Below are 23,496 nucleotides of genomic sequence, written 5' to 3'. Positions count from 1 at the left end.
CCCGTCGTCATGCCCCGTCGTCATGTTCTGATCCTCGGCGGTACCGGTTTCGTCGGCCGCCACCTCGTCGAACATCTGCTGCGCGAGCGTTACCGCATCACCGTGCTGAGCCGCGGCGTCGACCCGGCCAAGAAGAAGCGGTTGTCGCGCGACGCCAGCATCATCGAAGGCGACATCGGCAATCCGGATTTCCTGCGTGCGGTGCTCGACGACGTCGACTCGGTGGTCAATCTGGTCGGCATCCTCAACGAGCAGGGCGACAGCGGCGCCGGCTTCGAGCACGTCTACGTCGAACTGCTGGACGCCTTGCTCGAGGCGATGCGCGACATGGGCGTGACGCGGCTGCTGCAAATGAGCGCGCTCAACGCCGGCACCGGCCACAGCCATTACCTGGAATCGCGCGGCCGCGCCGAGCAGCGCGTGCGCGCCTCCAAGCTGGCGTGGACGCTGTTCCGCCCTTCGGTCATCGCCGGTCCCGGCGACGGCCTGTTCTGCCGCTTCGACGCCCTGCTGCGCTACGCGCCGCTGCTGCCGATGGGGCGGGCCAACGCACGCTTCCAGCCGGTCTGGATCGGCGACGTCACCCAGGCCTTCGTCAATGCGCTCGCCGACGACAGCCACGTCCACCGCAGCTACAACCTGGTCGGCCCCGAGGTGATGACCCTCGGTGAGATCGTGCGCGCAACCGCGCGTGCGCGCCGGCGTCTGCGCGCGGTGCTGCCGCTGCCGGAATCGCTGGGCAAACTGCAGGCCGAGATCGGCGAATGGCTGCCCGGCAAACCGATCAGCCGCGACAACTGGCGCTCGCTGCAGACCGATTCGACCAGCGTAGAGAACGGCTTGCTGAAGCTCGGCATCGTCCCGACCCCGGTGCTGTCGCACCTGCCGGAAATCCTGGGGCTGACCGCGCGCACGGGTTGAGCGGTATAGCCGACGCGCCATCTCTGCGCACCACCGCTATACATCCGCGCACATCGCCTGCGTAGCGTTGCGACGCGACCTGCCAACCCGCGGTCGCGGCTCGCGCCGCTCCTACACGGGAAGCGACACCGCGCTTTTGGGGTAGGAGCGACGCAAGTCGCGACCGCGCAGCCACCCGAACCCGCGCCGCGATCCGCCAACCCGCGGTCGCGGCTCGCGCCGCTCCTACACGGGAAGCGACACCCCGCTTTGGGGTAGGAGCGACGCAAGCCGCGACCGCGCAGCCACCCGAACCCGCGCCGCGATCCGCCAGCCCGCGGTCGCGGCTCGCGCCGCTCCTACACGGGAAGCGACACCCCGCTTTGGGGTAGGAGCGACGCAAGTCGCGACCGCGCAGCCACCCGAACCCGCGCCGCGATCCGCCAGCCCGCGGTCGCGGCTCGCGCCGCTCCTACACGGGAAGCCACGCCGCGCTTTGGGGTAGGAGCGACGCAAGTCGCGACCGCGCAGCCACCCGAACCCGCGCCGCGATCCGCCAACCCGCGGTCGCGGCTCACGCCGCTCCTACACGGGAAGCGACGCCGCGCTTTGGGGTAGGAGCGACGCAAGTCGCGACCCACCGCAGCAGTGACCGAAAGCGTTGCGTATCCGAAACCCGGACAGACGGTCGCTTTCCGGATCGGCTGTGCCATTTATCGAATCTTCGTCGAGGGCGCTTGCGTACGCCTCTGCGGTGGGTCGCGGTTCGCGCCGCTCCTACCCTGAGAGCAAGCCCCACTCATCGCCGCCACACCCGGCGCGCGCTAGGATGCAGGCCACTGCCCATCGCAAGGAGATCCCCATGGGTCTGCTCGACACCCTGCTCGGCCATGCCGGCGCCAAATCCACCGAGAAGGTCGGCGAAGACTTTCAGCCACTGCTCGCACCCGGCGAAACCGTGCAGCGCGCGTTCGGCGAAATCCGCGACCTGATCGTGTTCACCGATCGTCGCCTGATCCTGGTCGACAAACAGGGCGTCACCGGCCGCAAGACCGAGTTCCTCAGCCTGCCGTATCGCAGCATCGTGATGTTCTCGCTCGAAACCGCCGGCCATTTCGACCTGGAAGCCGAACTGCGCCTGTGGGTGTCGGGCCAAGCGACGCCGATCGTCCGCCACCTCGGCCGCAGCGCCGGCGCCGAGGATATCGTCGCCCTGCTCGCGCAGAACTCGCCGCGCTGAAAAGCCGGGACTCGGGACTCGGGGCTCGTAAAACAGTACTCGCGTGCGCTGCCGGGTCGGCAGCTGCGCTCTTTCGAGTCCCCGAACCCCGAACCCCGCGGAGACAAGCATGAAAACCTATCTCGTCGGCGGCGCGGTCCGCGACGCTCTGCTCGGCCTGCCGGCCGGCGATCGCGATTACGTGGTCGTCGGCGAAACGCCCGAGGCCATGCTGGCCGCCGGCTTCAAGGCGGTCGGCCGCGATTTCCCGGTGTTCCTGCACCCGAAAACCGGCGAGGAATACGCGCTGGCGCGCACCGAACGCAAGTCCGGGCGCGGCTACCGCGGCTTCGTCGTCGATACCGATCCGTCGGTGACGCTCGAAGACGATCTGGTCCGCCGCGATTTCACCATTAACGCGATCGCTCGCGCCGACGACGGCAGCCTGGTCGACCCTTACGGCGGCGCGCGCGATCTCGAAGCCCGCGTGCTGCGCCACGTCGGCCCGGCCTTCGTCGAAGACCCGCTGCGGGTGTTGCGCGCGGCGCGCTTCATGGCCCGCTTCGCCGAACACGGTTTCACCGTCGCCCCGGAAACCATGGCGCTGATGCGGCAGATGGCCGAGTCCGGCGAGCTGTCGGCGCTGGTCGCCGAACGGGTCTGGCAGGAACTACGACGCGCACTGACCTGCACGCGGCCTTCGGCGTTCGTGCGCACCCTGCACGACGCCGGCGCGCTCGCCGTGGTGTTGCCGGAAGTCGAGGCCCTGTACGGCGTGCCGCAGCGTGCCGAATACCACCCCGAGGTCGACACCGGCATCCACACCGAAATGGTGCTCGATATGGCCGCGCAGCTCGCGCCCGGCGACGACCTGATCGGTTTCGCCGCGCTAACCCACGACCTCGGCAAGGCGCTGACGCCGGCCGAACTGCTGCCGCGCCATCACGGCCACGAACACGGCGGCCTGGAGCCGCTGCAGGCGGTATGCGAACGGCTCAAGGTGCCGACCGAGCATCGCCTGCTCGCCGAAGCGGTCTGCCGCGAACACCTCAACGTGCACCGCCTCGCCGAGATGCGCCCGCGCAGCGTGTACGAGCTGATCGCCCGCTGCGACGGTTTCCGCAACCCGAAGCGCATCGAACAGATGAGCCTAGTCTGCGAAGCCGACAAGCGCGGGCGACTGGGCTTGCAGGAAGAGCCCTATCCGTCGGGTGCGGCGTTGCGCGCCGCCCTGAAGGCCGCGATGCAGGTGCGCGCGAACGAGATCGCGCCCGGCCTGGCCGGCCCCGAAGTCGGCGAAGCGATGCGGCGCGCGCGCATCGAGGCGATCGCGACCGCGCGCAAGGCCACCGCAGAATAGCCCCGCACTTTCACTTGCTTACTTCGGCGCCTGTCGGCGTCGGAACTCGGGAACGGGCAAGCCGCCCCGTCCCCAGTTCTGCAAGGGAACTTCCTCGACGACCACGAAGGTCGACTCGAGCGGCTTGTTGAGAACGTTCAACAGAACTTCGCTGACGCCTTTGATGAGGGCCGCCTTCTCTTCATCCGTGGCCGCGTCGCGGCCAGGACCGGAACCCTCGCGGGTAATCTGAATGTTGACCATGGGCATGATCGCTCTCCCGGCAGAGGGGGGCGATGCTTCGCCCCCGGTGGTGAATCAATGGCCGGCGCTCTGGCCGCCGTCGACGTGGAGGATCTCGCCCGTCACGAACCCGGCCGACTCGAGATAGACGACCGCCTGGGCGATGTCGCCGACCTCGCCCATACGGGCTACCGGATGCAACTTCGCCAGCCACTCGTGGGTTTCGGGCGCGTGCAACGGCGTCTTGATGATGCCGGGGGAGACGGCATTCACGCGGATGCCGCGCTTGGCGTACTCGATGGCCAAAGACTTGGTCGCGGCATTGAGCCCGCCCTTGGTCAGCGACGCCAGGACCGACGGGACGCCGTCGATCGCATGATCGACCAGGCTCGTGGTGATGTTGACCACGTGGCCGCTGCCCTGCTTCTCCATTTCCGCCACCGCAGCCTGGGTGATATGAAAGAAGCCGGTCAGGTTGACGGAGAGAACCTTCGCATAGTCCTCGTCGGTGTATTGGGTGAAGGGCTTGGCGATGAATACGCCGGCGTTGTTGACCAGGGTATCGATGCGGCCGAACTTCGCCAGGCCTTCGCCGATCACGCGCTCGGCTACGGCGCGGTCCGAGATGTCGCCCGGGATACTCAGAATATCGGGATCGTTCGACGGCTTGATCGAGCGCGAATTGGCTACGACCTGGTAACCGCGGTCGCGAAACGCCTGGACGAGTCCGGCGCCGATGCCTTGCGATGCGCCGGTAACGACGGCGACCTTGCGTGCAATGTTCATGATTTGCTCCAAAGAGATGAGGGGAGTCGGCGCCGAGAACATCGGCGGCCTCCGACAGCGCTCAATCTAGGAGTGCTACAGGGGTTTGCGAATCCCTCGCTTGCGGCAGACATTCTTCCGCGCAGCGGCGGAATCCGCGGATTCGACGCCTACCGGGGCAGCTTCGCGAAACTCGCACGCAGGCGCGGAGTGGCGAAATCTACGAACGCCCGCACCTTCGGCACGGCAAGCCGCCCATAAGGCGAAACCAGGTGCACCGGAACCGGTTCGGGCTCCGCGTCCGCCAGGATCAGGCGCAGCGCCCCCTGTTCGATCTCCGGCGCTACGTGGTAGGACAGCAGACGGGTAACGCCATGCCCGTCCACGGTCGAAGCGATCGCCGCGCGCACGTTGTTGACCACCAGGCGAGGCGTAAAGGAGACCGAGCGCGGCACCGTCGAGCCGCCCGCAGGCGGGAAGCTCCACGAATCCAGGCCGGTGTGCGCGGTGGTGATGATTTGGTGCTTCGCCAGATCGGAATACTTCTCGATGCGGGGATGCGTCGCCAGATAGCGCGGCGATGCCACTACGACCCGCCTGACCTCCCCGATCCGATGCGCGACCAGCGTCGAGTCGGCCAGATGCGCAAAACGAAGCGCCAGGTCCATGCCTTCGTCGATCAGATTGACCGGCCTTTCCAGCAGGTGCATCCGCACGCTGACGGTCGGATATTCCTCCATGAATGCATCGACGATCGGACGGAGCAATTCGACGCCGGCGAATACGGTCGAGGTGATCGTCAATGCGCCGCGAGGCACCGATCGCTCGCCGGCCGCCTGTCGGTCCGCTTCCTCCAAGTCCGACAACACCTTGCGGCAGGCAATCGCGTAACGTTCGCCCGCCTCGCTGAGCTTGATGGAGCGAGTGGTCCGGTGCAGCAGGGGCACGCCGACATGAGCTTCGAGAAACGCGACCGCCCTGCTGACGGCCGCTGCGGAACGGCCGGTCTTGCGACTGGCGCCGGCGAGACTGCCTTCGTCCAGCGCGGCGATGAAGACCTTCATGGCGTCGATGCGATCCATATGCGACGTCATTCTCCGCTGACCGCCCGATGGCGGCACCGGCCCTACATTGCCATGCGCGACCGGGTCCGGGCCAGCTTTGCGAGCGGAACAAAAAAGCCGCCGCGCGGTTGCGCGGCGGCTTCGGTGTGGCGACGCGGCCGATCTTAGAACCGGTAATCGATGCGCGCGTAGTAGCTGCCGCCGTTCATGCCGAACGGCAGGGTTTCCCAACCGTACTTGAAGCCGAGCTGCGGGAACGGCGCACCGGTGACGGTGTCCCACTTGTCGGGGTAGGTGTCGAAGATGTTGTTGCCGCCGACGGTCAGGCTGGTCTTGGCGTTGAACTTGTAGCGCACGGCCAGATCGCCGAGCCACTTGCCGCCCCAACGCTGCTTGGTGCCCGGGGTGAAACCTTCGCCGGCCACCGAACCGTAGTAGTTCGCGCGCGCCGTCCATTCCCACTTGCCGATTTCGTACACGCTCTGCAGCACGTGATGGGCGCGCGGCTGGCCGTCCTGGATCAGGGTCACCTGGGTGTCGTCGAACAGCGCTTCCGGCGACAGGATCGTCGACTGCGAGCGGCGGTCCTTGACCTCGGTCTTGTTGAAGTGGACCAACGCAGTCAGGTTGAGCTTGGAGCCGCCGGCGAACTCGGTGTTGTGGCTGGCGACCACGTCCAGGCCGGTGGTGCGGGTGTCGATGGCGTTGGTGAAGAACAACACCTGGCCGACGCCGATCGGATCGAGGATCGCGCGGATCGGGCAGTTGCCGTTGCCGGGGGCGCAGGGCTGGCCGTTGGTGCCGACGCTCTCGGGCTGGATGTTGCTGGAGAAGATGATGCGGTCGTCGATGTCGATGCGGAACACGTCCATCGTCAGCGAGAAGCGGTCGTTCGGCTTGAACACGAAGCCCAGCGACGCGCTCTTGGAGGTTTCTTCCTTGAGCGGCTCGATGCCGAAGGCGCGCGTCACCGCGCTGTCCTGGCGCGCGGTCAGGGTGTCGGTGAGCACGCCGGCGGCGTTGAGGTTGGTCGAACGCTGGCTGTAGAACAGCTGCTGCACGCCCGGGGCGCGGAAGCCGGTCGAGATGGTGCCGCGCACGGCGAACTGTTCGGTCGCGTCGAAGCGCGCCGACAGCTTGCCGGTGGTGGTGTTGCCGAAGTCCGAGTAATCCTCGTAACGCACCGCGCCGCCGAGCAGGAAGCGGTCGGTCAGGTTGGTTTCGGCGTCGAGGTAGACCGCGTAGTTGTGGCGGCCGTCGTCGACGGCTTCGTTCGGCGAGAAGCCCGGGAAGCCCTGCATGCCCGGCTGGGCGGTGTCGCCGGTCTGGCCGAAGATCGGGACCGCGCGGTTGTTGGTGCGGCCGTAGGTGTAGGTCACCGGCGCGCCGGGGCGGATCTGGTAGTCGTCCTGACGGTATTCCACGCCGGTGCCGAGGTACAGCGGGTTGTCGTTGAAGCCCTTCAGGGTGCCGCGGAAATCCAGGTTGAAGGTGGTCTGGTCGAACTGCAGCGTGCCGGTGTCGGCCTTGGTCGGCGACTCGCCGTAGATGCCGCCGCCCGGCTTGGGCTCGTACCACCAGCTGACGTTGACCGAGTTGCTTTCCTCGAAGCCGAACTTGCTGCGGCCGCGGTTGATCGAGATGTCCCAGTCCCAGTTGTCGTTGATCGGCGCTTTGTAGCCGACCGCGAGCGAGGTGTCGTCGACGGTGGTCAGGATGTTCGGCAGGAAGCCGTTCGGGTACAGCGCCGGCACGGTGCGGTTGTCGCCCGGGCTGCGGAAGAAGCCGGAGGAATCGCCTTCGCGCTTGGACAGGCCGCCGAACCAGTACAGCTCGCCGTTGCCGACCGGCAGGCCGCCGTTGAACCAGAAGTAGGCGTCGGTGGCGTCGGCGTCGCCGAGGCGCTGGGTCACCCGCGGCGGGCTGACGCGCGCGCTGTCGGGACCGGCGCGGTTGGTCTCGGCGCGGTCGCGGTATTCCAGCGACAAGTTGAGGTAGCCGCCGTCGCTGCCGAGCTTGACGCCGGTGTTGACCGAACCCTGGTAGTTGGCGCCGTCGCCGGCGTAGTACTTGCCGGCCTGGAACGAGAGCTGGGTTTCCTCGGTCTGCTTCTTGAGGATGATGTTGATGACGCCGGAGATCGCGTCCGAACCGTACTGCGCCGCGGCGCCGTCGCGCAGCACTTCGATGCGCTCGATCGCCGACAGCGGAATGGCGTTGATGTCGGTACCGGCCGAACCGCGGCCGATGGTCTGCTGCACGTTGACCAGCGCCTGCTGGTGGCGGCGCTTGCCGTTGACCAGCACCAGCACTTGGTCGGGGCCGAGCGAACGCAGCGTCGCCGGACGCAGGATGTCGGTGCCGTCGCTGACGAAGGTGCGGGAGAAATTGAACGAGGGCTCCAGCATCTGCAGGATCTGACCGATCTCGGTCGCGCCGGTCGCGTTCAACTCTTCCTTGCCGATCACGTCGACCGGTGCGGCGGTCTCTTCGGCGGCGCGGCCGCGCGCGCGCGAACCGGTCACCTGCACCGCGTCGAGAGTCGTCGCTTCGCGGCTGGCCGGAGCAGCGGGTTCCTGGGCGAAGGCGGAGGGGACGAAGGCGCTGGTGGCGACGGCGGCGGCTACGGCCAGCGCCAGACGGTTGCGGTGCACTACGGACATGGTCGGTTCCTTGCGAGGATGAGGTCAGGCTCTGCAGAGCCCGCGGCGAGCCTCACAAATAATTAACCTTTGCGCAAGCGGCCATGTGACTGTGCCGAATGTGCCTTTGTGACCGTTTTCTACTAATCGATACAACGGTAACCAATTTTCGGCCGGCCGGCGGGCCGGCCGCTCCTGAACAGCGGCGGCCCCGAAACCGCCTAAACCGGGATCGGCCGGCCCAAGTGCGCGAAACCTCAGGCGCGCCGACGCGCCAACCGGCGGTCCAGCCCCAACAGCCAGCGCGAGGCCGAGGTCGGCGAGACGAACAGGCCGGCGAACACGCCGAGACTGTTGGCGGCGGCGTCGATGGCGTCGCCGGTGCGCGAATCGGTCAAGCCGGCCTGGGCGAATTCCAACGCCACGCCCAGCGCGATCAAGCCGGCCGCAGCGATCGCCTGCGGGCGCAGGCGTGCGAACAGCATCGTCGCGTAGGCCGATAGCGCCGCATACGCGGAAAAATGTTCGATCTTGTCGAAACCCGAGAAGGGCGTCGGCGGCAGATCGTGCGCGGGCAGCAAAGTCGCGCAAGCCACCGCGGCGATCATCGCCAGGCCGATCGCGCACCACAGCGACGGCCGCTCGAACGCGCGCAGCACGCTGCGCGCGTCGTGTTCGCTCACCCCGCTCACAGACGGAAGCTCAGGTCGCCGGCCATGAAGGCCACGCCGAACTCGACGCCCTTCTCGAAGCCCATGACCTGGAAGCGCTCGCCCATTTCGCTCGGCAAGGTCAGGCGCTTGACCTCGTTGAGGCGGCGCTGCTTCTCGAACTCGTCCTCGATGCCTTCGATCCGCTGCAACACGCCGGCCAGGCCGTTGCCGAGCAGGAAGCTGGCTTGCGAGCAATAGCCGGACAGATCGAAACCGGCGGCGACGCCGGCCTCGACCAGGGCGGTGAAATCGACCGAGGCGGTCAGGTCCTGCAGGCCCGGCCACAGCAAGGGGTCGCCGTGCATGCGATGGCGGTAGAACGCGCGCAAGGTGCCGTCGACGCGATCGGGCGCGTAGAACTCGGCGCGCGGATAGCCGTAGTCGACGAACAGCATCGCGCCGTTGCGCAGGCCGCCTGCGACCGCCTGGATCCAGTACGGCAACTGCGGCAGCAGCTCAGAGCGATAGCCCTCGGCGAGCGGACGCTCGAGGCGGCGCTCGGCGATGCGCACGGCCTGGGCGAGGAAATCGTCGGCCGGGCGCAGCTCGCGCGCGAAGCCGTCGCCGTCGATGACCACGTATTCTTCGAACACTTCTTCGTTGCGGATCGCGAAACGCGGCGTCGGCAGGGCATCGATGACTTCGTTGGCGAACAGCACGCCGTTCCACTCGTCGCCGAACGGCCCGTCCGGCCATTCGAGCAGATCGAACAGCGGCGGCACCAGGCGCTCGCGCAGGCGTTCGCGCTGGCGATGGCGCAGCTCGGCGCTGGGTTCGAGGATCGCGTAACGGTCGGGCAAGGCGTCCAGTTCGAGCAGGCGCTTGAGCGCGACTTCGGCGAACGCGCCGGTGCCGCCGCCGAGTTCGAGGAAACGCGCCGACGGCCCGATCTGCTGCAACACCGGCGCCACCGCTTCGGCGACGCAGGCGGCGAAGATCGGCCCGATCTCCGGGGCGGTGACGAAATCGCCGCTTTCGCCGAACTTGCTCGCGCCGGCGCTGTAATACCCCAGGCCCGGCGCATACAGCGCCAGTTCCATGAAACGCGAAAACCCGATCGCGCCGCCGTGGGCGAGGATCTGCTCGCGGATCAGGGCCGCCAGGCGCGCACTGTGGGCGAGCGCATCGGCATCGGGAGTCGGCAGATCGAAGGAATTCACGTGAGGGGCGGCGTCGCAGGCGCATCGGAAACAGGCCGACAGGATACGGCCCCGGCGCAGCCGCGGCGAACGCGACGTCCCGCGCCGGGCACGCTGAACGCCGCTTGCGCGCCGCGGCGGGCGTACCGGCGGCTAGCGCTTTGGTACTAAATCGGCGGCATTTGCGCGCGCGCCGCTTTCGCTGTCGCGCAAGCCGTGCAAGATGGCGGCGTCCCGCACGGAAGCCCGTCCATGAGCACCGTCGATCCGGCCGTCGAACGTCGCCGGCAAGCGCTCGAACAATTGCAGCGACCGCCGCGGCCCCGGAGCGGGCTGTGGCTGCTGGTGCTGATCTATTGGAGCCTGTGGGCGCTGTTCGCTTATTCGCTCGCCGACACCATCCGCTATCCGATCGCCGAAGCCTATCTGCCGCTGAGCCTGTATCCGGACAACGTGGCGCCGCCGTGGTTCTTCGGCGTGTTCGTCGGGTCGTTCGGCGGCTTCATCGCCGGCTTCTTGCTGAGCTACGTGCTCAAGGATCTGTTCGGCCTGGCCGCCAGCACCTGGGGCCAGTTCGCCTCGACCCTGCTCGCCTGGGCGCTGGGCTTCTGGCGCGGCGCGGCCGACTCCTGGGTGGCGCCGCTGCGGGTCGGCTCGTTCGCCGATTCGCCAGCCACGCCCGCTCCGAATTGGGACGTTGTCGCCTGGCTCGGCTGGAGCGCGCAATACTGGCTGCCGGCCTTGCTGATGCTCGCGGCGCTGGGCTGCGCGGCCCTGGCCTGGCGCGCCCACCGAAGACACGCTGCGCGCGCCGAACGTATCCGGCGCTTGCTGGCCGAGGGCCGGCGCAGCGATGCGGTGATCACCGAGGTGCACGACACCGGCGTGGAGATCTACCACGAAATGCGCCTGCGCTTCGTCGCCAAGTTCACCGACCACGCCGGCGCCGAGCGCTGGGTGACCAAGACCGGTCTGTTCGACCCGGTGCGCTTGCCGCGCGTCGGCGATGCGGCCCTGGTCTGGTTCTACCCGGACCGGGCCGGCGACCAGGAACAGATCCTGGTCGGCTTTGCGAACGGCGACGAGCCGATCGCCTGAGCGCAGCTCAACGGCCGCGCGCTTCCAGTTGCAGCCCTTCGAAACCGGCCGGCATTTCGCCGTCGACCGCATAGCGGTACAGGGCCGCCGAATACACGCCGCCGAGCGCGCTCTGGTACACCGCCAAGGCCAGCAAGGCGAGCACGGTCACCGCGCCGAGCAACACCGCCAGCGCCGACGACACCAGGCCCAGAACGTAGGCCAGGCCGAAACCGACCACGCCGACGGCGAGCATCGCCAGGCCGGTGGCCAGGCCGATGCCGACCATGCCGGCCGCGCTCTCGCCCCAGGTGCGCTTGAACATGCTGACGCTGCGCTTGACCGCATCGATCGGGCCGACGTCTTCGGCGACCAGCACCGGCACCACCAGGAAGGTCGCCATCGTCCACGCCGCGCCGAGCGCGCCGCCGATCATGCGCACGATGAAGTTGTTGTCGCGGTCCTTGAGGGCCTGCAGGATCATGCCGACGGTCGCGGCGATGGCGGCGTAACCGGCGATCGTGGGCAGGCGCGACGCCGCGGCGCGGAAGCCGTCGCCGACGGTCGGGTCGCCGCCTTCCAGGCGGATCATCGCCGCGGCAACCAGGGCGCAGTTGCAGAAGATGATCACGAAGTACTGGCAGAAGTAGAAGGTGAAGGCGAACAGCGCGACCCCCGGGCCGAAGCCGTCGGAGAAGATCTCCAGCGCCGCGGCCGGGATCAGGAAAGTCGCCAGCACGATCAGCACACACACCGCCGAGACCACCGGAAACACCAACAGCTCGCGATCCGAATTGAGCACCGAGGCGCTGGCCTTGGCGAGTTCCCAACTGCGCGAAAGTTTCTCGAACATCTCATGCCCCCATGATTGATCCCGGGGGGCATCCTCGAACCTGCGGCCGAAAATCGCAAGCGCGGCCGCGACGGGGTGCAAATCCGGGAGCGTGCGAGGGCGCTTCGACGCGGCGCCGGCTGCCCTTGTCGCGAGGCCTCAGCGGCTGCGTTCGATCAACACCCCGACCGCGCGCGCATTGCGAATCGCGCTGGGCTTGCTGAGCTTGAGCCGCACCCGGCGCACGCCGAACTCGTCCAGCACGATCGCGGCGACGCGTTCGGCCAAGGTCTCGACCAGGCCGAACTCCGACTGCGCCACGTATTCGACGATGCGGTCGCTGATCGCCTTGTAGTCGAGGGTATCGCCGATCGCATCGCTGGCCGCGGGCACGCGGTTGTCGAAGGCCATCTCCAGATCGAACACCAGCGGCTGGCGGATCCGCCGCTCCCAGTCGTAGATGCCGATCACGGCGTCGATTTCCAGGCCTTCGATGAAAACGTGATCCATTGTTCGGGACTCGGGACTCGGGGTTCGGGACTCGGAAAAGCACGGCGAAAAGCGCGGCCATGGTAGGCGATCGCGGCGCCCGTGCGAGTCCCGAGTCCTGAGTCCCGAGTCCCGAGTCCCGAGTTCCGAGTTCCGAGTTCCGAGTTCCGAGTTCCGAGTTCCGAGTTCCGAGTTCCGAGAAAGGCTACACAGCCTGCAACAGCGCCATGTCCCAACGCGGGGTCACCTTCACCGCCGCGGTCTCGTGCTGACCGGCCTGCAGGCGCAGGGCGCCGGCGTAGGCGATCATCGCGCCGTTGTCGGTGCAGAACGCCGGGCGCGGGAAGCAGACCCGGCCGCCGCGCTGGTCCGCCATCGTCGCCAACTTGGCGCGCAGGCGCCGGTTGGCGCCGACGCCGCCGGCGACCACCAGGGTGTCGCAGCCGGCCGCATCGAGGGCGCGCGCGCATTTGATCGCCAGGGTGTCGACCACTGCGTCCTCAAAGGCGCGGGCGATGTCGGCGCGGGTCTGTTCGCTCTGGTCGCTGCCGCGCCAGGCCAACAGGACCTGGGTCTTGAGGCCGCTGAAGCTGAAATCCAGGCCGGGGCGGTCGGTCATCGGGCGGGCGAACTTGAACACACCGGGCCGGCCAAGCTCGGCCTGCGCGGCCAGCTGCGGGCCGCCGGGATACGGCAGGCCCATCAGCTTGGCGGTCTTGTCGAAGGCCTCGCCGGCGGCGTCGTCCAGGGTCTCGCCGAGCAGGCGGTACTGGCCGATCGCGTCGACCGCGACCAACTGGGTATGCCCGCCTGAGACCAGCAAGGCCACGAACGGCGGCTGCGGGCGGCCGAGCGGGTCGTCCTCCATCAGCGGCGCCAGCAGGTGGCCTTCCATGTGGTGAACGCCGATCGCGGGCACGTCGAGGGCCCAGGCCAGCGCACGCGCGACCCCGGCCCCGACCAGCAAGGCCCCGACCAGGCCGGGGCCGGCGGTATAGGCGACCCCGTCGAGCTCGTTCACGTCCAGGCCGGATTCGGCCAGGGTCTGGCGGATCAGCGGCAGCAGCTTGCGCACGTGGTCGCGGCTGGCCAGCTCCGGGACCACCCCGCCGTACTCGGCGTGCAGGGCGATCTGGCTGTACAGCGCATGGGCGCGCAGGCCCGTCTCGGTGTCGTAAACGGCCACACCGGTCTCGTCGCAGCTGGTTTCGATGCCCAGGACCTTCATCGGCACCCTGCCTGGCGCGCCGTTTTCTGGGAGAATGTCGGATTCATGGGTGCCTATGTTGCACCTTCCGCAGGAGCATCGCTATAATGCGCGGCTCTCCCGGTCTGCCCGGGCCGGTTCCCGTTAACGAGATTACGTATGCCCAGCGTCAAAGTCCGCGAAAACGAGCCTTTCGAGTTTGCCCTGCGTCGCTTCAAGCGCACCTGCGAGAAGGCCGGTGTATTGGCTGAAACCCGCAAGCGCGAGTTCTATGAGAAGCCGACCCAGGAGCGCAAGCGCAAGGCCGCCGCGGCGGTGAAGCGCCAGGCGCGCCGCGCGTCGCGCGACGTCACCAAGCGCCAGCGCTTGTACTGATCGTTCGTTCCGTACGACCCGGCTTCACCGCCGGCGCTCGTGGGGAACGACCATCAAGCCGGCTGCGCCTCGGGCGCTGCCGGCTTTTTGCGTTTGCGCCTCGCAAACGGAACCGCATCACGCTGCCGCGTCCGCGCCCCGCCGAGCCCCGTGCCCGGCTGCGCGCCCGCCGGCGGCCCCTCCCCCTTCCGCAACACTAAGGTCAGACCATGAGCCTCAAGCAACGCCTCACCGACGACATGAAGGCCGCGATGAAGAGCGGCGACAAGCAGTCCCTCGGCGTGATCCGCCTGATCAACGCCGCGCTCAAGCAGAAGGAAGTCGACGAGCGCATCGAGCTCGACGACACCGCGGTGATCGCGATCCTCGACAAGATGATCAAGCAGCGCCGCGACTCGGTCAGCCAGTACGAGGCGGCCGCGCGCGAGGACCTGGCGTCGATCGAACGCGACGAGATCGTGGTGATCGAACGCTACGTCCCGGCCAAGCTCGGCGAGGCCGAGATCCTGGTCGTGCTCGAGGAAGTCATCGCCGAAGTCGGCGCGGCCGCGCCGTCCGACCTGGGCAAGCTGATGGGCCCGCTGAAGGCCAAGCTCGGCGGCAAGGCCGATATGGGCCTGGTCTCGGCGCTGGCGAAAAAGCGCCTGGCGGGCTGAGGTCGCTGGACGGTGAAGGTCTGGCTTCGGGCCGGCCCTCACCCTAGCCCTCTCCCGCGAGCGGGAGAGGGGACTGGTCCAACCTGCCCGGGCAGTCTCGTCGAATCTGGCGGCCTCGCATCGCTCGAGCCCCTTCCCCGACCTGTCTGCTCGGACAGCCTCATCGAATCTGGCGGACCAGCGGCTCCTGTCACGCTGCTTGAGCCCCTCTCCCGCTTGCGGGAGAGGGGTTGGGGTGAGGGCCGCGCCAACAACCCCGCAACTGCAACAACCCGCCCGCAAGGGCCGCACACCTGGAGGTGCACCATGAAGCGTCACGACCCCAACGCCGCCTGCTTTCGAGCCGACCCGCGAAATCACGCGTAAGCGCCGCAAGGGCTTCCCGTCCGAAACCCGGGTCAAGCGCGGCCAGCGCCTGGTCCACGGCAACAAGGAACTGCTCGAAAAACTGGGCCGCAACGATCCTTGCCCCTGCGGCTCCATGCGGAGGTTCAAGGAATTGTTGTCTGCGCGACGGCCGTTACGAAGGTTCCGAACGCGATCACTACGTCAGGGACTGACCGCCGCCGATAGCTGCGGCCAGCGGCCGATCGCGACGGTTATCGGCGGCTATCGACGAACGGCCGGGCCTCAGGCCCGGCCGTTTTTTCATGCTCCGCCTCCACAGCGCGCCCACGCCTCGCTAACCTGGACCCCGGATACTGAAACCGGCGACCCACGCGCCGTCACCGCGAGCCGCATGCCCCCGACCCCGCCCCAAGCTCTTTCCAGCGAACGCCCACCCGAGCGCGACGTCGCCGCGACGGCCGAAGCGGCAGATCATGGCCCGATGCAGCGCATCCACGCCCTGCAGGCGCGCCTGGAGCAGAGCTGGGTGGCCAAGTTCGCCCAGCGCTTCATCGACTACGACATCCTCGCCCTGGCCGCGGCCCTGTCGTTCTACACCTTGCTGTCGCTGGCGCCGCTGGTGCTGATGGTGCTGTGGCTGACCACCGCGCTGTACCCGTCGGCGCAGGAAGAGTTCTTCCGCCAGATCGGCCTGCTGGTCGGCGACCAGGTCGAGAGCACCGCCCGGCTGATCGTCGCCAATGCCGAAAACCGCCCCGGCACCGGCTCGCTGGCGGCCCTGCTCGGCACCCTGGCCCTGCTGGTCGGCGCCTCGGCGGTGTTCGGGCAGTTGCAGGCCGCCCTCAACCGGGTGTTCCGCAGCGACGCCAAGCGCCTCGGCGGGATCGCCGCCTGGCTGCGCAAGCGCCTGCTCTCGTTCGGCATGGTCATCAGCGTCGGCTTCCTGCTGGTGGTGTCGATGGCGGTGCAGGCCGCGCTGCAGTTGCTGATCGCCTACGTCCCCGACCTGCTGCCGGTGTTCGCCGCGATCGTCTCGTTCGCGCTCTATGCGCTGGTGTTCGCGGCGATGTACCGCTGGCTGCCGGACCGCCCGGTCAGCCGGCGCCGGGCCTTGTTCGGCGGCGCCCTGACCGCCGGTCTGTTCATGCTCGGACGCAGCGCGATCGGCCTCTACCTCGGCCAGGCCAGCCTCGGCACCGCCTACGGCCCGGCCGGCGGCCTGGTGATCATGCTGGTGTGGATGTACTACTGCGCGGTGGTGTTCCTGCTCGGCGCCCTGATCACCGCCATGCTCGACGAGCACGCCCGCGTGCGCCGGCGCCTGGCCGACGAACGCGCCATCGCCGGGCTCGACGCCTCGGGCACCTGAGCCGAGCGCGGCGCAAACCCCGCTGCACGAGCGGCTAGACCGCCCGATCGACACCCAAGCGGCCACGACCCGAACCGTCGAGGACCGGCCGCGCATGGCATCCTAGACACCCTCTTCGTTAGACCACCACGAGCGACGCCGCCCCCTCGCGGGCGCCCTACGCATGGCCCGCATTCCCGACGGTTTCATCGACGACCTCCTGGCGCGCACCGACATCGTCGAGGTGATCGGTACGCGCGTGCCGTTGAAACGCCAGGGCAAGGAATACTCGGCGCGCTGCCCGTTCCACGACGAGCGCTCGCCCTCGTTCACGGTCTCGCCGACCAAGCAGTTCTATCACTGCTTCGGCTGCGGCGCGCACGGCACCGCGATCAGCTTCCTGATGAACTACGACCGCCTCGAATTCCTCGATGCGGTCGAAGAGCTGGCCAAGCGAGTCGGCGTCGAAGTGCCGCGCGACACCCGCGCACGCAACGAAGACTCCGACACCCAGGATTTGTTCAGCGCGGTCGAGGCGGCCTCGCGCTTCTTCCAGAAGCAGTACGGCCACAGCGGCAAGGCCCAGGGTTATCTCGACAGCCGCGGCGTCAGCGCCGACCTCCGCGAGCGCTTCGGCATCGGCTATGCGCCCGACGGCTTCAACGCCCTGCGCGATGCGCTCGGCACCGACGAGCGGCGGATGAAACTGCTCGAACGCGCCGGCCTGCTCTCGAAAAACGACAGCGGCCGGGTCTACGACAAATTCCGCGACCGGGTGATGTTTCCGATCCACGACCGGCGCGGGCGCACCATCGCCTTCGGCGGCCGCGTGCTCGACAAGGAAGACGGGCCGAAATACCTCAACTCGCCGGAGACGCCGCTGTTCCACAAGGGCCGCGAACTCTACGGCCTGTGGCAGGTGCGCCAGACCCACAACAAGATCCCGCGCCTGATCGTCGTCGAAGGCTATATGGACGTGATCGCGCTGTTCCAGCACGGCGTCGACACCGCCGTGGCGACCCTCGGCACGGCGACCACGCCCGATCACGCCGAATTGTTGTTCCGCAACGCGGCCGACGTGTATTTCTGTTTCGACGGCGACCGCGCAGGACGCGGCGCGGCCTGGAAGGCGGTCGAGTCGGTGCTGCCGCGCATGAAGGACGGCCGCCAGGCCTTTTTCCTGTTCCTGCCCGACGGCGAGGACCCGGATTCGCTGGTGCGCCAGGAAGGCGCGGAAGGCTTCGACCGGCGCCTGCGCGAGGCCACGCCGCTGTCGCAGTTCCTGTTCGATTCGCTGGCCGCCGACGTCAACCTCAACACCCTCGAAGGCAAGGGCCGTCTGGCCGAGCGCGCCAAGCCGCTGCTCGCGCAGATTCCCGATGGCGCCTTCGGCGACCTGATGAAGCAGCGCCTGACCGAACTGACCGGGGTCGGCGCGCGCGCCTCGACGCCCGAGACTCATGTACCGACCCAGCGCGCGCACGGCGGCGGGCGGCACGCACCCACGCCCAAGCGCAGCCTGGTGCGCAGCGCGATCTCGGTGCTGCTGCAAAAGCCCTCGCTGGCGGCGGCGCTGACCCCGCCTTACCGTTTCGCCGAACTGCGCCAACCCGGCATCGACCTGCTGGTCGAGATCGTCGACCTGGTACAGCAACGCCCGGAAATCAGCACCGGCGCCCTGCTCGAACATTTCGCCGACCACGAACAAGCCGGCGCCTTGCAGAAACTCGCCAGCCAGACCTTCCCCGGCGGCGACGACACCTTGCAGCGCGAGTTTCTCGATGCGGTCGCCCAGCTCGACAAGCAGACCATCGAACAGCGCTTGGCCGAGTTGCAGAGCCAGCACCGCGAAGTCGGGCTCAGCGCCGAGGAAAAACGCGAGCTGCTGTCTCTGCAGCAGGCGCGGCTGGCGAAATCGCCGAACAGCTGAAGCCGCCGCTTTGCTCTTGGGCAGGAGCGACGCAAGTCGCGACCAACCGAAGAAGTGATCGAAAGCGCTTCGGCCGAAGCCCGGCCATTCGTCTTGGCTTGGCCGTAATGCGCCGTCCGCCCGGTCTTCGGACGGAACGCTGGCATACGCCCGTTCGGTCGATCCCAGCCTGCGTGTCGACCCGTTGCAGCCGACGGTTCGCAGTCGCGGCTCGCGCCGCTCCCACCCTGGAGAGGCTACGCCGCTCACCCCCACACTTCCCCCATCACCCTGGCGAAATTGCCGCCGAGGATCTTGCCGATGCGCGCATCGGAATGCCCGCGCGCCGACAGCAATGCGGCCAAGGTCTCGAAGCGGTCCACCGTGTTGAGGTCGGGCACGAACAGATACACCTCTTCGCTTTCGCCGGCCGCCGAAATGCCGAGCCGGCGCCGCTCCTGGATCGCCTCGCGGTGCCGTTGCTTGTACTTCTCGCTCAGCCGCACCGGCGAGACGACGTTGTCGGTGCCGATGCCGACATGCTCTTCGCCGCAGATCTTCAAGGCGCATTCGAGATGGCGGACGACGTCGGCGGCGGTGGTCTGGCCGCTCTCGCGCAGGAACGGCATCAGATAGATGCCGACCACGCCGCCGCCGTCGGCGACCGCACGCAATTCGGCATCGGTTTTGTTGCGCGGGCGCTCGACCAGCGATGCGCAACCGGTGTGGCTGATCAACACCGGCGCCTTCGACGCGGCGATGGCTTCGGTCGCGGTGCGGCGCCCGCTATGGGCCAGGTCGACCAGGATGCGCCGTTCGTTGAGGCGTTCGATCAGGCCGTGACCGAAACGGCTGAGGCCGGCGTTGCCGGGCTCCAGGCAACCGTCGCCGACCAGGTTGCGCAGGTTGTAGGTCAGTTGCACGGTGCGCACGCCGAGCCGATGGAAGTCGTCGACCCGTTCCAGCTTCTCGCCGATCGGTGCGCTGTCCTGGAACTGATACACCACGCCGAGTTTCTTTTCGCGCCGCGCGGTGTCCAGGTCGGCGCGGTTGCGCACCGCCATGAACACCTCGGGGTGGGCCAGGATTTCGTTCTCCCAGAAGCCGATGCTGCGTACGGTTTCCTCGTAGGCGCCCTCGTACTGCGCAACCGGGCCGACCGTGGTCTGGATCACGCGCAGGCCGCTGCGGCGCGCCTCGTCGACGAGGTGCGCCGACAGCGCCGCGCCCGGCGCCCCGTCTTCTCCGGCGATGAAGCCGCAACCGTCGACCACCATCGCGTCCGCATACGGCGCCCAGCGCGGCGCGGCGCCGGCCCACGCGCGACCCGCGGCCCAGGCACTGGCGAACGCGGCCGCGCCGCCGATCAGAAACGTCCTTCTGTCGATCATCGAATCCTCCCTGGATGAGCCCTCGCGCGCGGATGCGGCGATTCGTGCGCTCGGTCACGCGCTGTCGCGGCACTCTAAGGCAAACGCGCCAGCGCTCCAGCCGTGACTTTCGGGACGGATCCTGTCGCGGCGGGCGCGTTAAGCTCGGGATGCATGCGCCAGAATTCCGCTGCCGCGGGGCGCCCGCATCCTTTCCGGGGGAGAACGCCGATGTCGCTGCGCCATGCCTTGTCCGTCGCTGCGCTGGCCCTGGCCTGCGTCGCTCCCATGCCAGCCCAGGCGGCACCGAAAGACGCCGTCGTGCGCGAGCACAGCGGCAACCGCGTCAGCGAGAACCTGCCGGCGATCGCGCCGGCCCTGCTCGAACGCCTCGACCGCTACCAGAACACCCGCGGCGCCAGCCTCGGCGGCTGGACCGGCGACGGCTGCCTGCTGATCGCCACGCGCTTCGCCGAGACCCAGCAGGCCCATCGCGTCTGCGAACCGCTGGGCATGCGCGAGCAACTGACCTTCCATCGCGAGCCGCTCAACAGCCTGTACGCCGCGCCGAAACCGCTCGACGGCTTCGTGTTCGGCAAGGACGTCGGCGGCAACGAGTTCTGGCAATTGCACTGGTTCGACCTGACCACGCGCGAGACCGCCTTGCTGACCGACGGCAAGGCGCGCAACCAGGACCCGCGCTTCTCGCGCGACGGCCAGCAACTGGCCTACAGCAGCACCGCGCGCAACGGCCGCGACATCGACGTGTGGGTGATGGATTTCGCCACTCGCAAGGCGCGCGCGGTGGTGACCGAGGGCGGCACCTGGAGCGCCGCCGACTTCTCCCCGGACGGCAGGCAATTGCTGGTGATCAAGTACGTCTCGGCCAGCGAAACCTATCCGGGCCTGGTCGACCTCGACACCGGCAAACTGCAGTTGTTCCCGGTCGACGGCGGCCAGGCGGCGATCAGCGATTTCCGCTTTTCCAAAGACGGCAAGGCGGTCTATTACGTCTCCAACGAAGTCCTCGACGGCAAGCCGCAGGAGTTCGCGACCTTGCGCCGGCACGAGCCGGCGAGCGGCAAGTTCGAGGTGCTCAGCGCCGGCATTCCCTGGGACGTCGGCAACCTCAGCCTGTCCGAGGACGGCCGCCACCTGCTGTTCGTCAGCAACGAAGACGGCATCGGCAAGCTGCACGTGTTGTCGCTGCCCGGCCACAAAGAGGTCGCATTGCCGGCGCTGCCGGTCGGCACCATCGGCGGCGCCGAGTTCTCGCCCGATGGCCGGCGCATCGCCTTGTCGATCAACACCGCGACCTCGCCGAGCGATGTCTACGTGATCGAGCTGGCCGCGAAGCGCTTGGTGCGCTGGACCCGCAGCGAAGTCGGCGGGCTCGATTCCAGCCGTTTCGTAGCGCCGACGTTGATCCGTTATCCGACCTTCGACCGCGTCGACGGCCAGCCGCGCACGATCCCGGCGTTCTACTACCGGCCGGCGCTGGTCCCGGCCGGCACCAAGCTGCCGGTGGTGATCCAGATCCACGGCGGCCCGGAAGCGCAGTCGCAACCGACCTTCAGCGCCAACGCCCAGTTCCTGGCCAACGAGCTCGGCGTGGCGATGCTGGTGCCGAACGTGCGCGGTTCGGCCGGCTACGGCCGCACCTATCTGGGCCTGGACAATGCCGAGAAACGCGAAGACTCGGTCAAGGACATCGGCGCGTTGCTCGACTGGATCGGCGCCCAGCCCGAACTCGACGCGCAACGCGTCGGCGTGTACGGCGGCAGTTACGGCGGCTACATGGTGCTGGCCTCGCTGATGCACTACAGCGACCGCATCCGCGCCGGCGTCGACGTGGTCGGCATCTCCGACTTCAGCACCTTCCTCACCCACACCGAGTCGTATCGCCGCGACCTGCGCCGCGCCGAGTACGGCGACGAGCGCGTGCCCGAGATGAAGGCGGTGTTCGACCGCATCTCGCCGCTCAGGAACGCCGGCAAGATCCGCGCGCCGCTGTTCGTCGCCCAGGGCCGCAACGACCCGCGCGTGCCCTATACCGAGGCCGAGCAGATCGTGAAGGCGGTGCGCGGCAACGGCGCGCCGGTGTGGTTCCTGATGTTCGACGACGAAGGCCACGGCTTCCACAAGAAGGCCAATACCGACTACTTCGGCGCGGCGATGATGACCTTCTGGCAGCAGCACCTGATCGGCGGCCAGTGACTCGGACGCGCCCCTCGCGGATGCGAAGTCTTTGAACTGTCACGTTTTCCTGGGGTTTTCCCCAATGGGCGGACGGCCGCTTTCTGGCTAGATTCCAGGCTGACGCGCGCAGTCCAGGCACCGCCCGATGACCGACCCGATCAGCCCGAACCTCCACCTCAACGGCTCGTCGCCGGGCGTCGAACCACCCGCCGCATCGACCGCGCAGACGCTGAGCAGCGCCGATCCGGCGCAGGCGCGTGCGGCGGTCGATGCGCTGACGGCGCCACAACTGGACAGCCTGCTCAGCGAGGTCGAGGCCCTGCCCGTAGCCGAGCGCGAAACCCTCGCCAACGATCTCGCCGGCAAGCTCGACGCACCGCAGTTACGCAAACTGGAGGCCGCATTCGGGCGCGACGGCATCGCCGCCGCGGTCGAGCGCCGCAGCGGCCCCGAGGTGCGCGCCGCCTATGCCGACGGCGCAGGTAACGACGCCGCCGACGGCCTGATCGGCCGGCTCAAGGACTGGCTGGGCCTCGACCCGCGCGGCGAGACCGAGGAGATTTCGGCGACGGTCACCAACCCCGACACCGGCGAGGTCAACGACGCACGCTGGACCGTCGACGACGAAGGCCGGCCGATCCACGCCGAAGGCACCTTGCGCACCGTGTTCAGCGGGATCGATCGCAGCGACGACGAAACCCTGGCCCAGCGCACCGCCGCCGACCGCGGCGTCGAAGGCGACCAGGGCGGGCACGTGTTCGGCCACCGCTTCGTCACCGACCAGGGCCTGAAGAACCTGTTCCCGCAGAACGGCAACTTCAACATGGGCGCCTACAAGACGCTCGAGAACGAATGGGCGGCCTGGGTCGACAAGGGCATGGACGTGCGCATCCGCATCGACCTGACCCCGCGGGACACCGACCGACCGGACCGTGTTCGCATTTCCTACGACGTGATCGATCCCGCCGACGGCGGCAGGGTTTACGATCAGCGCGTCACCTTCGAGAACCGCGCCGGCCAGAGCTACGACCGGGTCGACGCCGGACAGATGGATGACCTGATCGCAGCAGACTCTTAATCGACACGCTCAAGGCAGGACATGAACAGAGACGAATTGCTCGGCGAGATCGCGCGCCTGATCGTGGTCGACCCCAAGGCCAGCGAACGGCCCTGGGACGGATACGCGCTGATCGCCTGGTACGGCGACGGCATGCACCGCCTCAACGGCTTCCGCTACGACAAGGGCCAGCCGGGCGAACCGCTGACGCCGGCGAGCGTCGAGATCGAGAATCGCCTCGAACAACTGCGCAAGGTCACCCAGGTCGCCGGCAAGGCACCGTGGCGGGTCTGCATCGTGCGCATTCATCGCGCCGACGCCGAGGTCGCGATCGACTTCGAGTACGAAGACCCCGGCCGCTGGTACGTCACCCCCGACAGCGTCGCCGAGATCGCCGAGCGCGTGCGTCCTTGTTGAACTGAGGCGACGCCTGGGCCCGGTTCGGGTCCACGCTTACGCATTGCGACGTGCTCTTGGGTAGGAGCGGCGCGAGCCGCGATCCACCGCAGCGGTGATCGAAAGCGCAGCGGCCGGAGACTGGGCGCTGCTCTGGTTTTGGTCGTTAAGAGCCGTTTTTCCGGGCTTCGGTGAAAGACGCTGGCGTA

General features: G+C 68.1%; 21 protein-coding genes. 11 read left to right on the top strand and 10 right to left on the bottom strand.

Annotated elements, in window-relative coordinates:
* The first annotated feature begins 9 nt into the window (after positions 1–9).
* From ACTOWK_RS21735 to ACTOWK_RS21725, 3 genes are all read left to right on the top strand, one after another.
* A complete protein-coding gene (locus ACTOWK_RS21735; protein WP_441332173.1) occupies positions 10–921 on the top strand; it encodes a complex I NDUFA9 subunit family protein in 912 nt (303 codons plus the stop codon).
* 841 nt (positions 922–1,762) lie between these two features.
* Positions 1,763–2,140, top strand: a complete 378-nt coding sequence (locus ACTOWK_RS21730) for a PH domain-containing protein (RefSeq protein ID WP_441332172.1) — start codon at positions 1,763–1,765, stop codon at positions 2,138–2,140.
* A gap of 109 nt (positions 2,141–2,249) precedes the next feature.
* The gene (locus ACTOWK_RS21725) at positions 2,250–3,479 is read left to right on the top strand and encodes a multifunctional CCA addition/repair protein (protein WP_441332171.1); all 1,230 of its coding nucleotides are present in this window, start codon (positions 2,250–2,252) and stop codon (positions 3,477–3,479) included.
* Positions 3,480–3,497: 18 nt separating this feature from the next.
* Here the strand turns inward: ACTOWK_RS21725 and ACTOWK_RS21720 are convergent, their stop codons facing one another.
* From ACTOWK_RS21720 to ACTOWK_RS21695, 6 genes are all read right to left on the bottom strand, one after another.
* Positions 3,498–3,728: a tautomerase family protein gene (locus ACTOWK_RS21720; RefSeq protein WP_441332170.1), complete on the bottom strand. Its 231-nt coding sequence runs from the start codon at positions 3,726–3,728 to the stop codon at positions 3,498–3,500.
* 48 nt (positions 3,729–3,776) lie between these two features.
* Entirely contained in the window at positions 3,777–4,529 is a 753-nt protein-coding gene (locus ACTOWK_RS21715; protein WP_441332169.1) for an SDR family NAD(P)-dependent oxidoreductase, read from the bottom strand.
* A 107-nt stretch (positions 4,530–4,636) separates the two neighbouring features.
* Positions 4,637–5,548, bottom strand: a complete 912-nt coding sequence (locus ACTOWK_RS21710; RefSeq protein WP_441332168.1) for a LysR family transcriptional regulator — start codon at positions 5,546–5,548, stop codon at positions 4,637–4,639.
* A gap of 146 nt (positions 5,549–5,694) precedes the next feature.
* Positions 5,695–8,193: a TonB-dependent receptor plug domain-containing protein gene (locus tag ACTOWK_RS21705; RefSeq protein ID WP_441332167.1), complete on the bottom strand. Its 2,499-nt coding sequence runs from the start codon at positions 8,191–8,193 to the stop codon at positions 5,695–5,697.
* Between the two features lie 236 nt (positions 8,194–8,429).
* On the bottom strand, positions 8,430–8,855 hold the full coding sequence (locus ACTOWK_RS21700) for a VanZ family protein (protein WP_441332166.1): 426 nt from the start codon (positions 8,853–8,855) through the stop codon (positions 8,430–8,432).
* A 5-nt stretch (positions 8,856–8,860) separates the two neighbouring features.
* Positions 8,861–10,045, bottom strand: coding sequence for a class I SAM-dependent methyltransferase (locus tag ACTOWK_RS21695; RefSeq protein WP_441332165.1), 1,185 nt, complete (start codon positions 10,043–10,045; stop codon positions 8,861–8,863).
* 231 nt (positions 10,046–10,276) lie between these two features.
* On the opposite strand from ACTOWK_RS21695, the gene ACTOWK_RS21690 reads away from it, so the two are divergent.
* Positions 10,277–11,122: a hypothetical protein gene (locus tag ACTOWK_RS21690; RefSeq protein WP_441332164.1), complete on the top strand. Its 846-nt coding sequence runs from the start codon at positions 10,277–10,279 to the stop codon at positions 11,120–11,122.
* Between the two features lie 7 nt (positions 11,123–11,129).
* Here ACTOWK_RS21690 and ACTOWK_RS21685 read toward each other — a convergent pair whose 3' ends face one another.
* From ACTOWK_RS21685 to tsaD, 3 genes are all read right to left on the bottom strand, one after another.
* Complete coding sequence (locus ACTOWK_RS21685) at positions 11,130–11,954, bottom strand: DUF6159 family protein (RefSeq protein WP_441332163.1); 825 nt, start codon at positions 11,952–11,954, stop codon at positions 11,130–11,132.
* A gap of 138 nt (positions 11,955–12,092) precedes the next feature.
* A complete protein-coding gene (folB, locus tag ACTOWK_RS21680; protein WP_441332162.1) occupies positions 12,093–12,443 on the bottom strand; it encodes a dihydroneopterin aldolase in 351 nt (116 codons plus the stop codon).
* A 184-nt stretch (positions 12,444–12,627) separates the two neighbouring features.
* Complete coding sequence (gene tsaD, locus ACTOWK_RS21675; RefSeq protein ID WP_441332161.1) at positions 12,628–13,650, bottom strand: tRNA (adenosine(37)-N6)-threonylcarbamoyltransferase complex transferase subunit TsaD; 1,023 nt, start codon at positions 13,648–13,650, stop codon at positions 12,628–12,630.
* A 138-nt stretch (positions 13,651–13,788) separates the two neighbouring features.
* On the opposite strand from tsaD, the gene rpsU reads away from it, so the two are divergent.
* The 4 genes from rpsU to dnaG all read left to right on the top strand — a co-directional run bounded on the left by rpsU (position 13,789) and on the right by dnaG (position 18,286).
* A complete protein-coding gene (gene rpsU, locus ACTOWK_RS21670) occupies positions 13,789–14,004 on the top strand; it encodes a 30S ribosomal protein S21 (protein WP_031371286.1) in 216 nt (71 codons plus the stop codon).
* 209 nt (positions 14,005–14,213) lie between these two features.
* Positions 14,214–14,660 carry a GatB/YqeY domain-containing protein gene (locus ACTOWK_RS21665; protein WP_031371287.1) on the top strand — a complete coding sequence of 149 codons (447 nt, stop codon included), beginning with the start codon at positions 14,214–14,216 and terminating at the stop codon, positions 14,658–14,660.
* An 829-nt stretch (positions 14,661–15,489) separates the two neighbouring features.
* The gene (locus ACTOWK_RS21660; protein WP_441332178.1) at positions 15,490–16,377 is read left to right on the top strand and encodes a YihY/virulence factor BrkB family protein; all 888 of its coding nucleotides are present in this window, start codon (positions 15,490–15,492) and stop codon (positions 16,375–16,377) included.
* Positions 16,378–16,540: 163 nt separating this feature from the next.
* Positions 16,541–18,286, top strand: coding sequence for a DNA primase (dnaG, locus tag ACTOWK_RS21655; RefSeq protein ID WP_441332160.1), 1,746 nt, complete (start codon positions 16,541–16,543; stop codon positions 18,284–18,286).
* Between the two features lie 245 nt (positions 18,287–18,531).
* Here dnaG and ACTOWK_RS21650 read toward each other — a convergent pair whose 3' ends face one another.
* Positions 18,532–19,656 carry a dipeptidase gene (locus tag ACTOWK_RS21650; RefSeq protein ID WP_441332159.1) on the bottom strand — a complete coding sequence of 375 codons (1,125 nt, stop codon included), beginning with the start codon at positions 19,654–19,656 and terminating at the stop codon, positions 18,532–18,534.
* Between the two features lie 210 nt (positions 19,657–19,866).
* On the opposite strand from ACTOWK_RS21650, the gene ACTOWK_RS21645 reads away from it, so the two are divergent.
* The 3 genes from ACTOWK_RS21645 to ACTOWK_RS21635 all read left to right on the top strand — a co-directional run bounded on the left by ACTOWK_RS21645 (position 19,867) and on the right by ACTOWK_RS21635 (position 23,308).
* Entirely contained in the window at positions 19,867–21,852 is a 1,986-nt protein-coding gene (locus ACTOWK_RS21645; protein ID WP_441332158.1) for a S9 family peptidase, read from the top strand.
* 127 nt (positions 21,853–21,979) lie between these two features.
* A complete protein-coding gene (locus tag ACTOWK_RS21640) occupies positions 21,980–22,912 on the top strand; it encodes a DNA/RNA non-specific endonuclease (protein WP_441332157.1) in 933 nt (310 codons plus the stop codon).
* 21 nt (positions 22,913–22,933) lie between these two features.
* Complete coding sequence (locus tag ACTOWK_RS21635) at positions 22,934–23,308, top strand: hypothetical protein (protein ID WP_441332156.1); 375 nt, start codon at positions 22,934–22,936, stop codon at positions 23,306–23,308.
* Positions 23,309–23,496: the final 188 nt, after the last annotated feature.

Source organism: Lysobacter sp. CA196 (assembly GCF_052078695.1).
Classification (GTDB): domain Bacteria; phylum Pseudomonadota; class Gammaproteobacteria; order Xanthomonadales; family Xanthomonadaceae; genus Lysobacter.
This window is presented reverse-complemented; position numbering and strand designations above follow the sequence as displayed.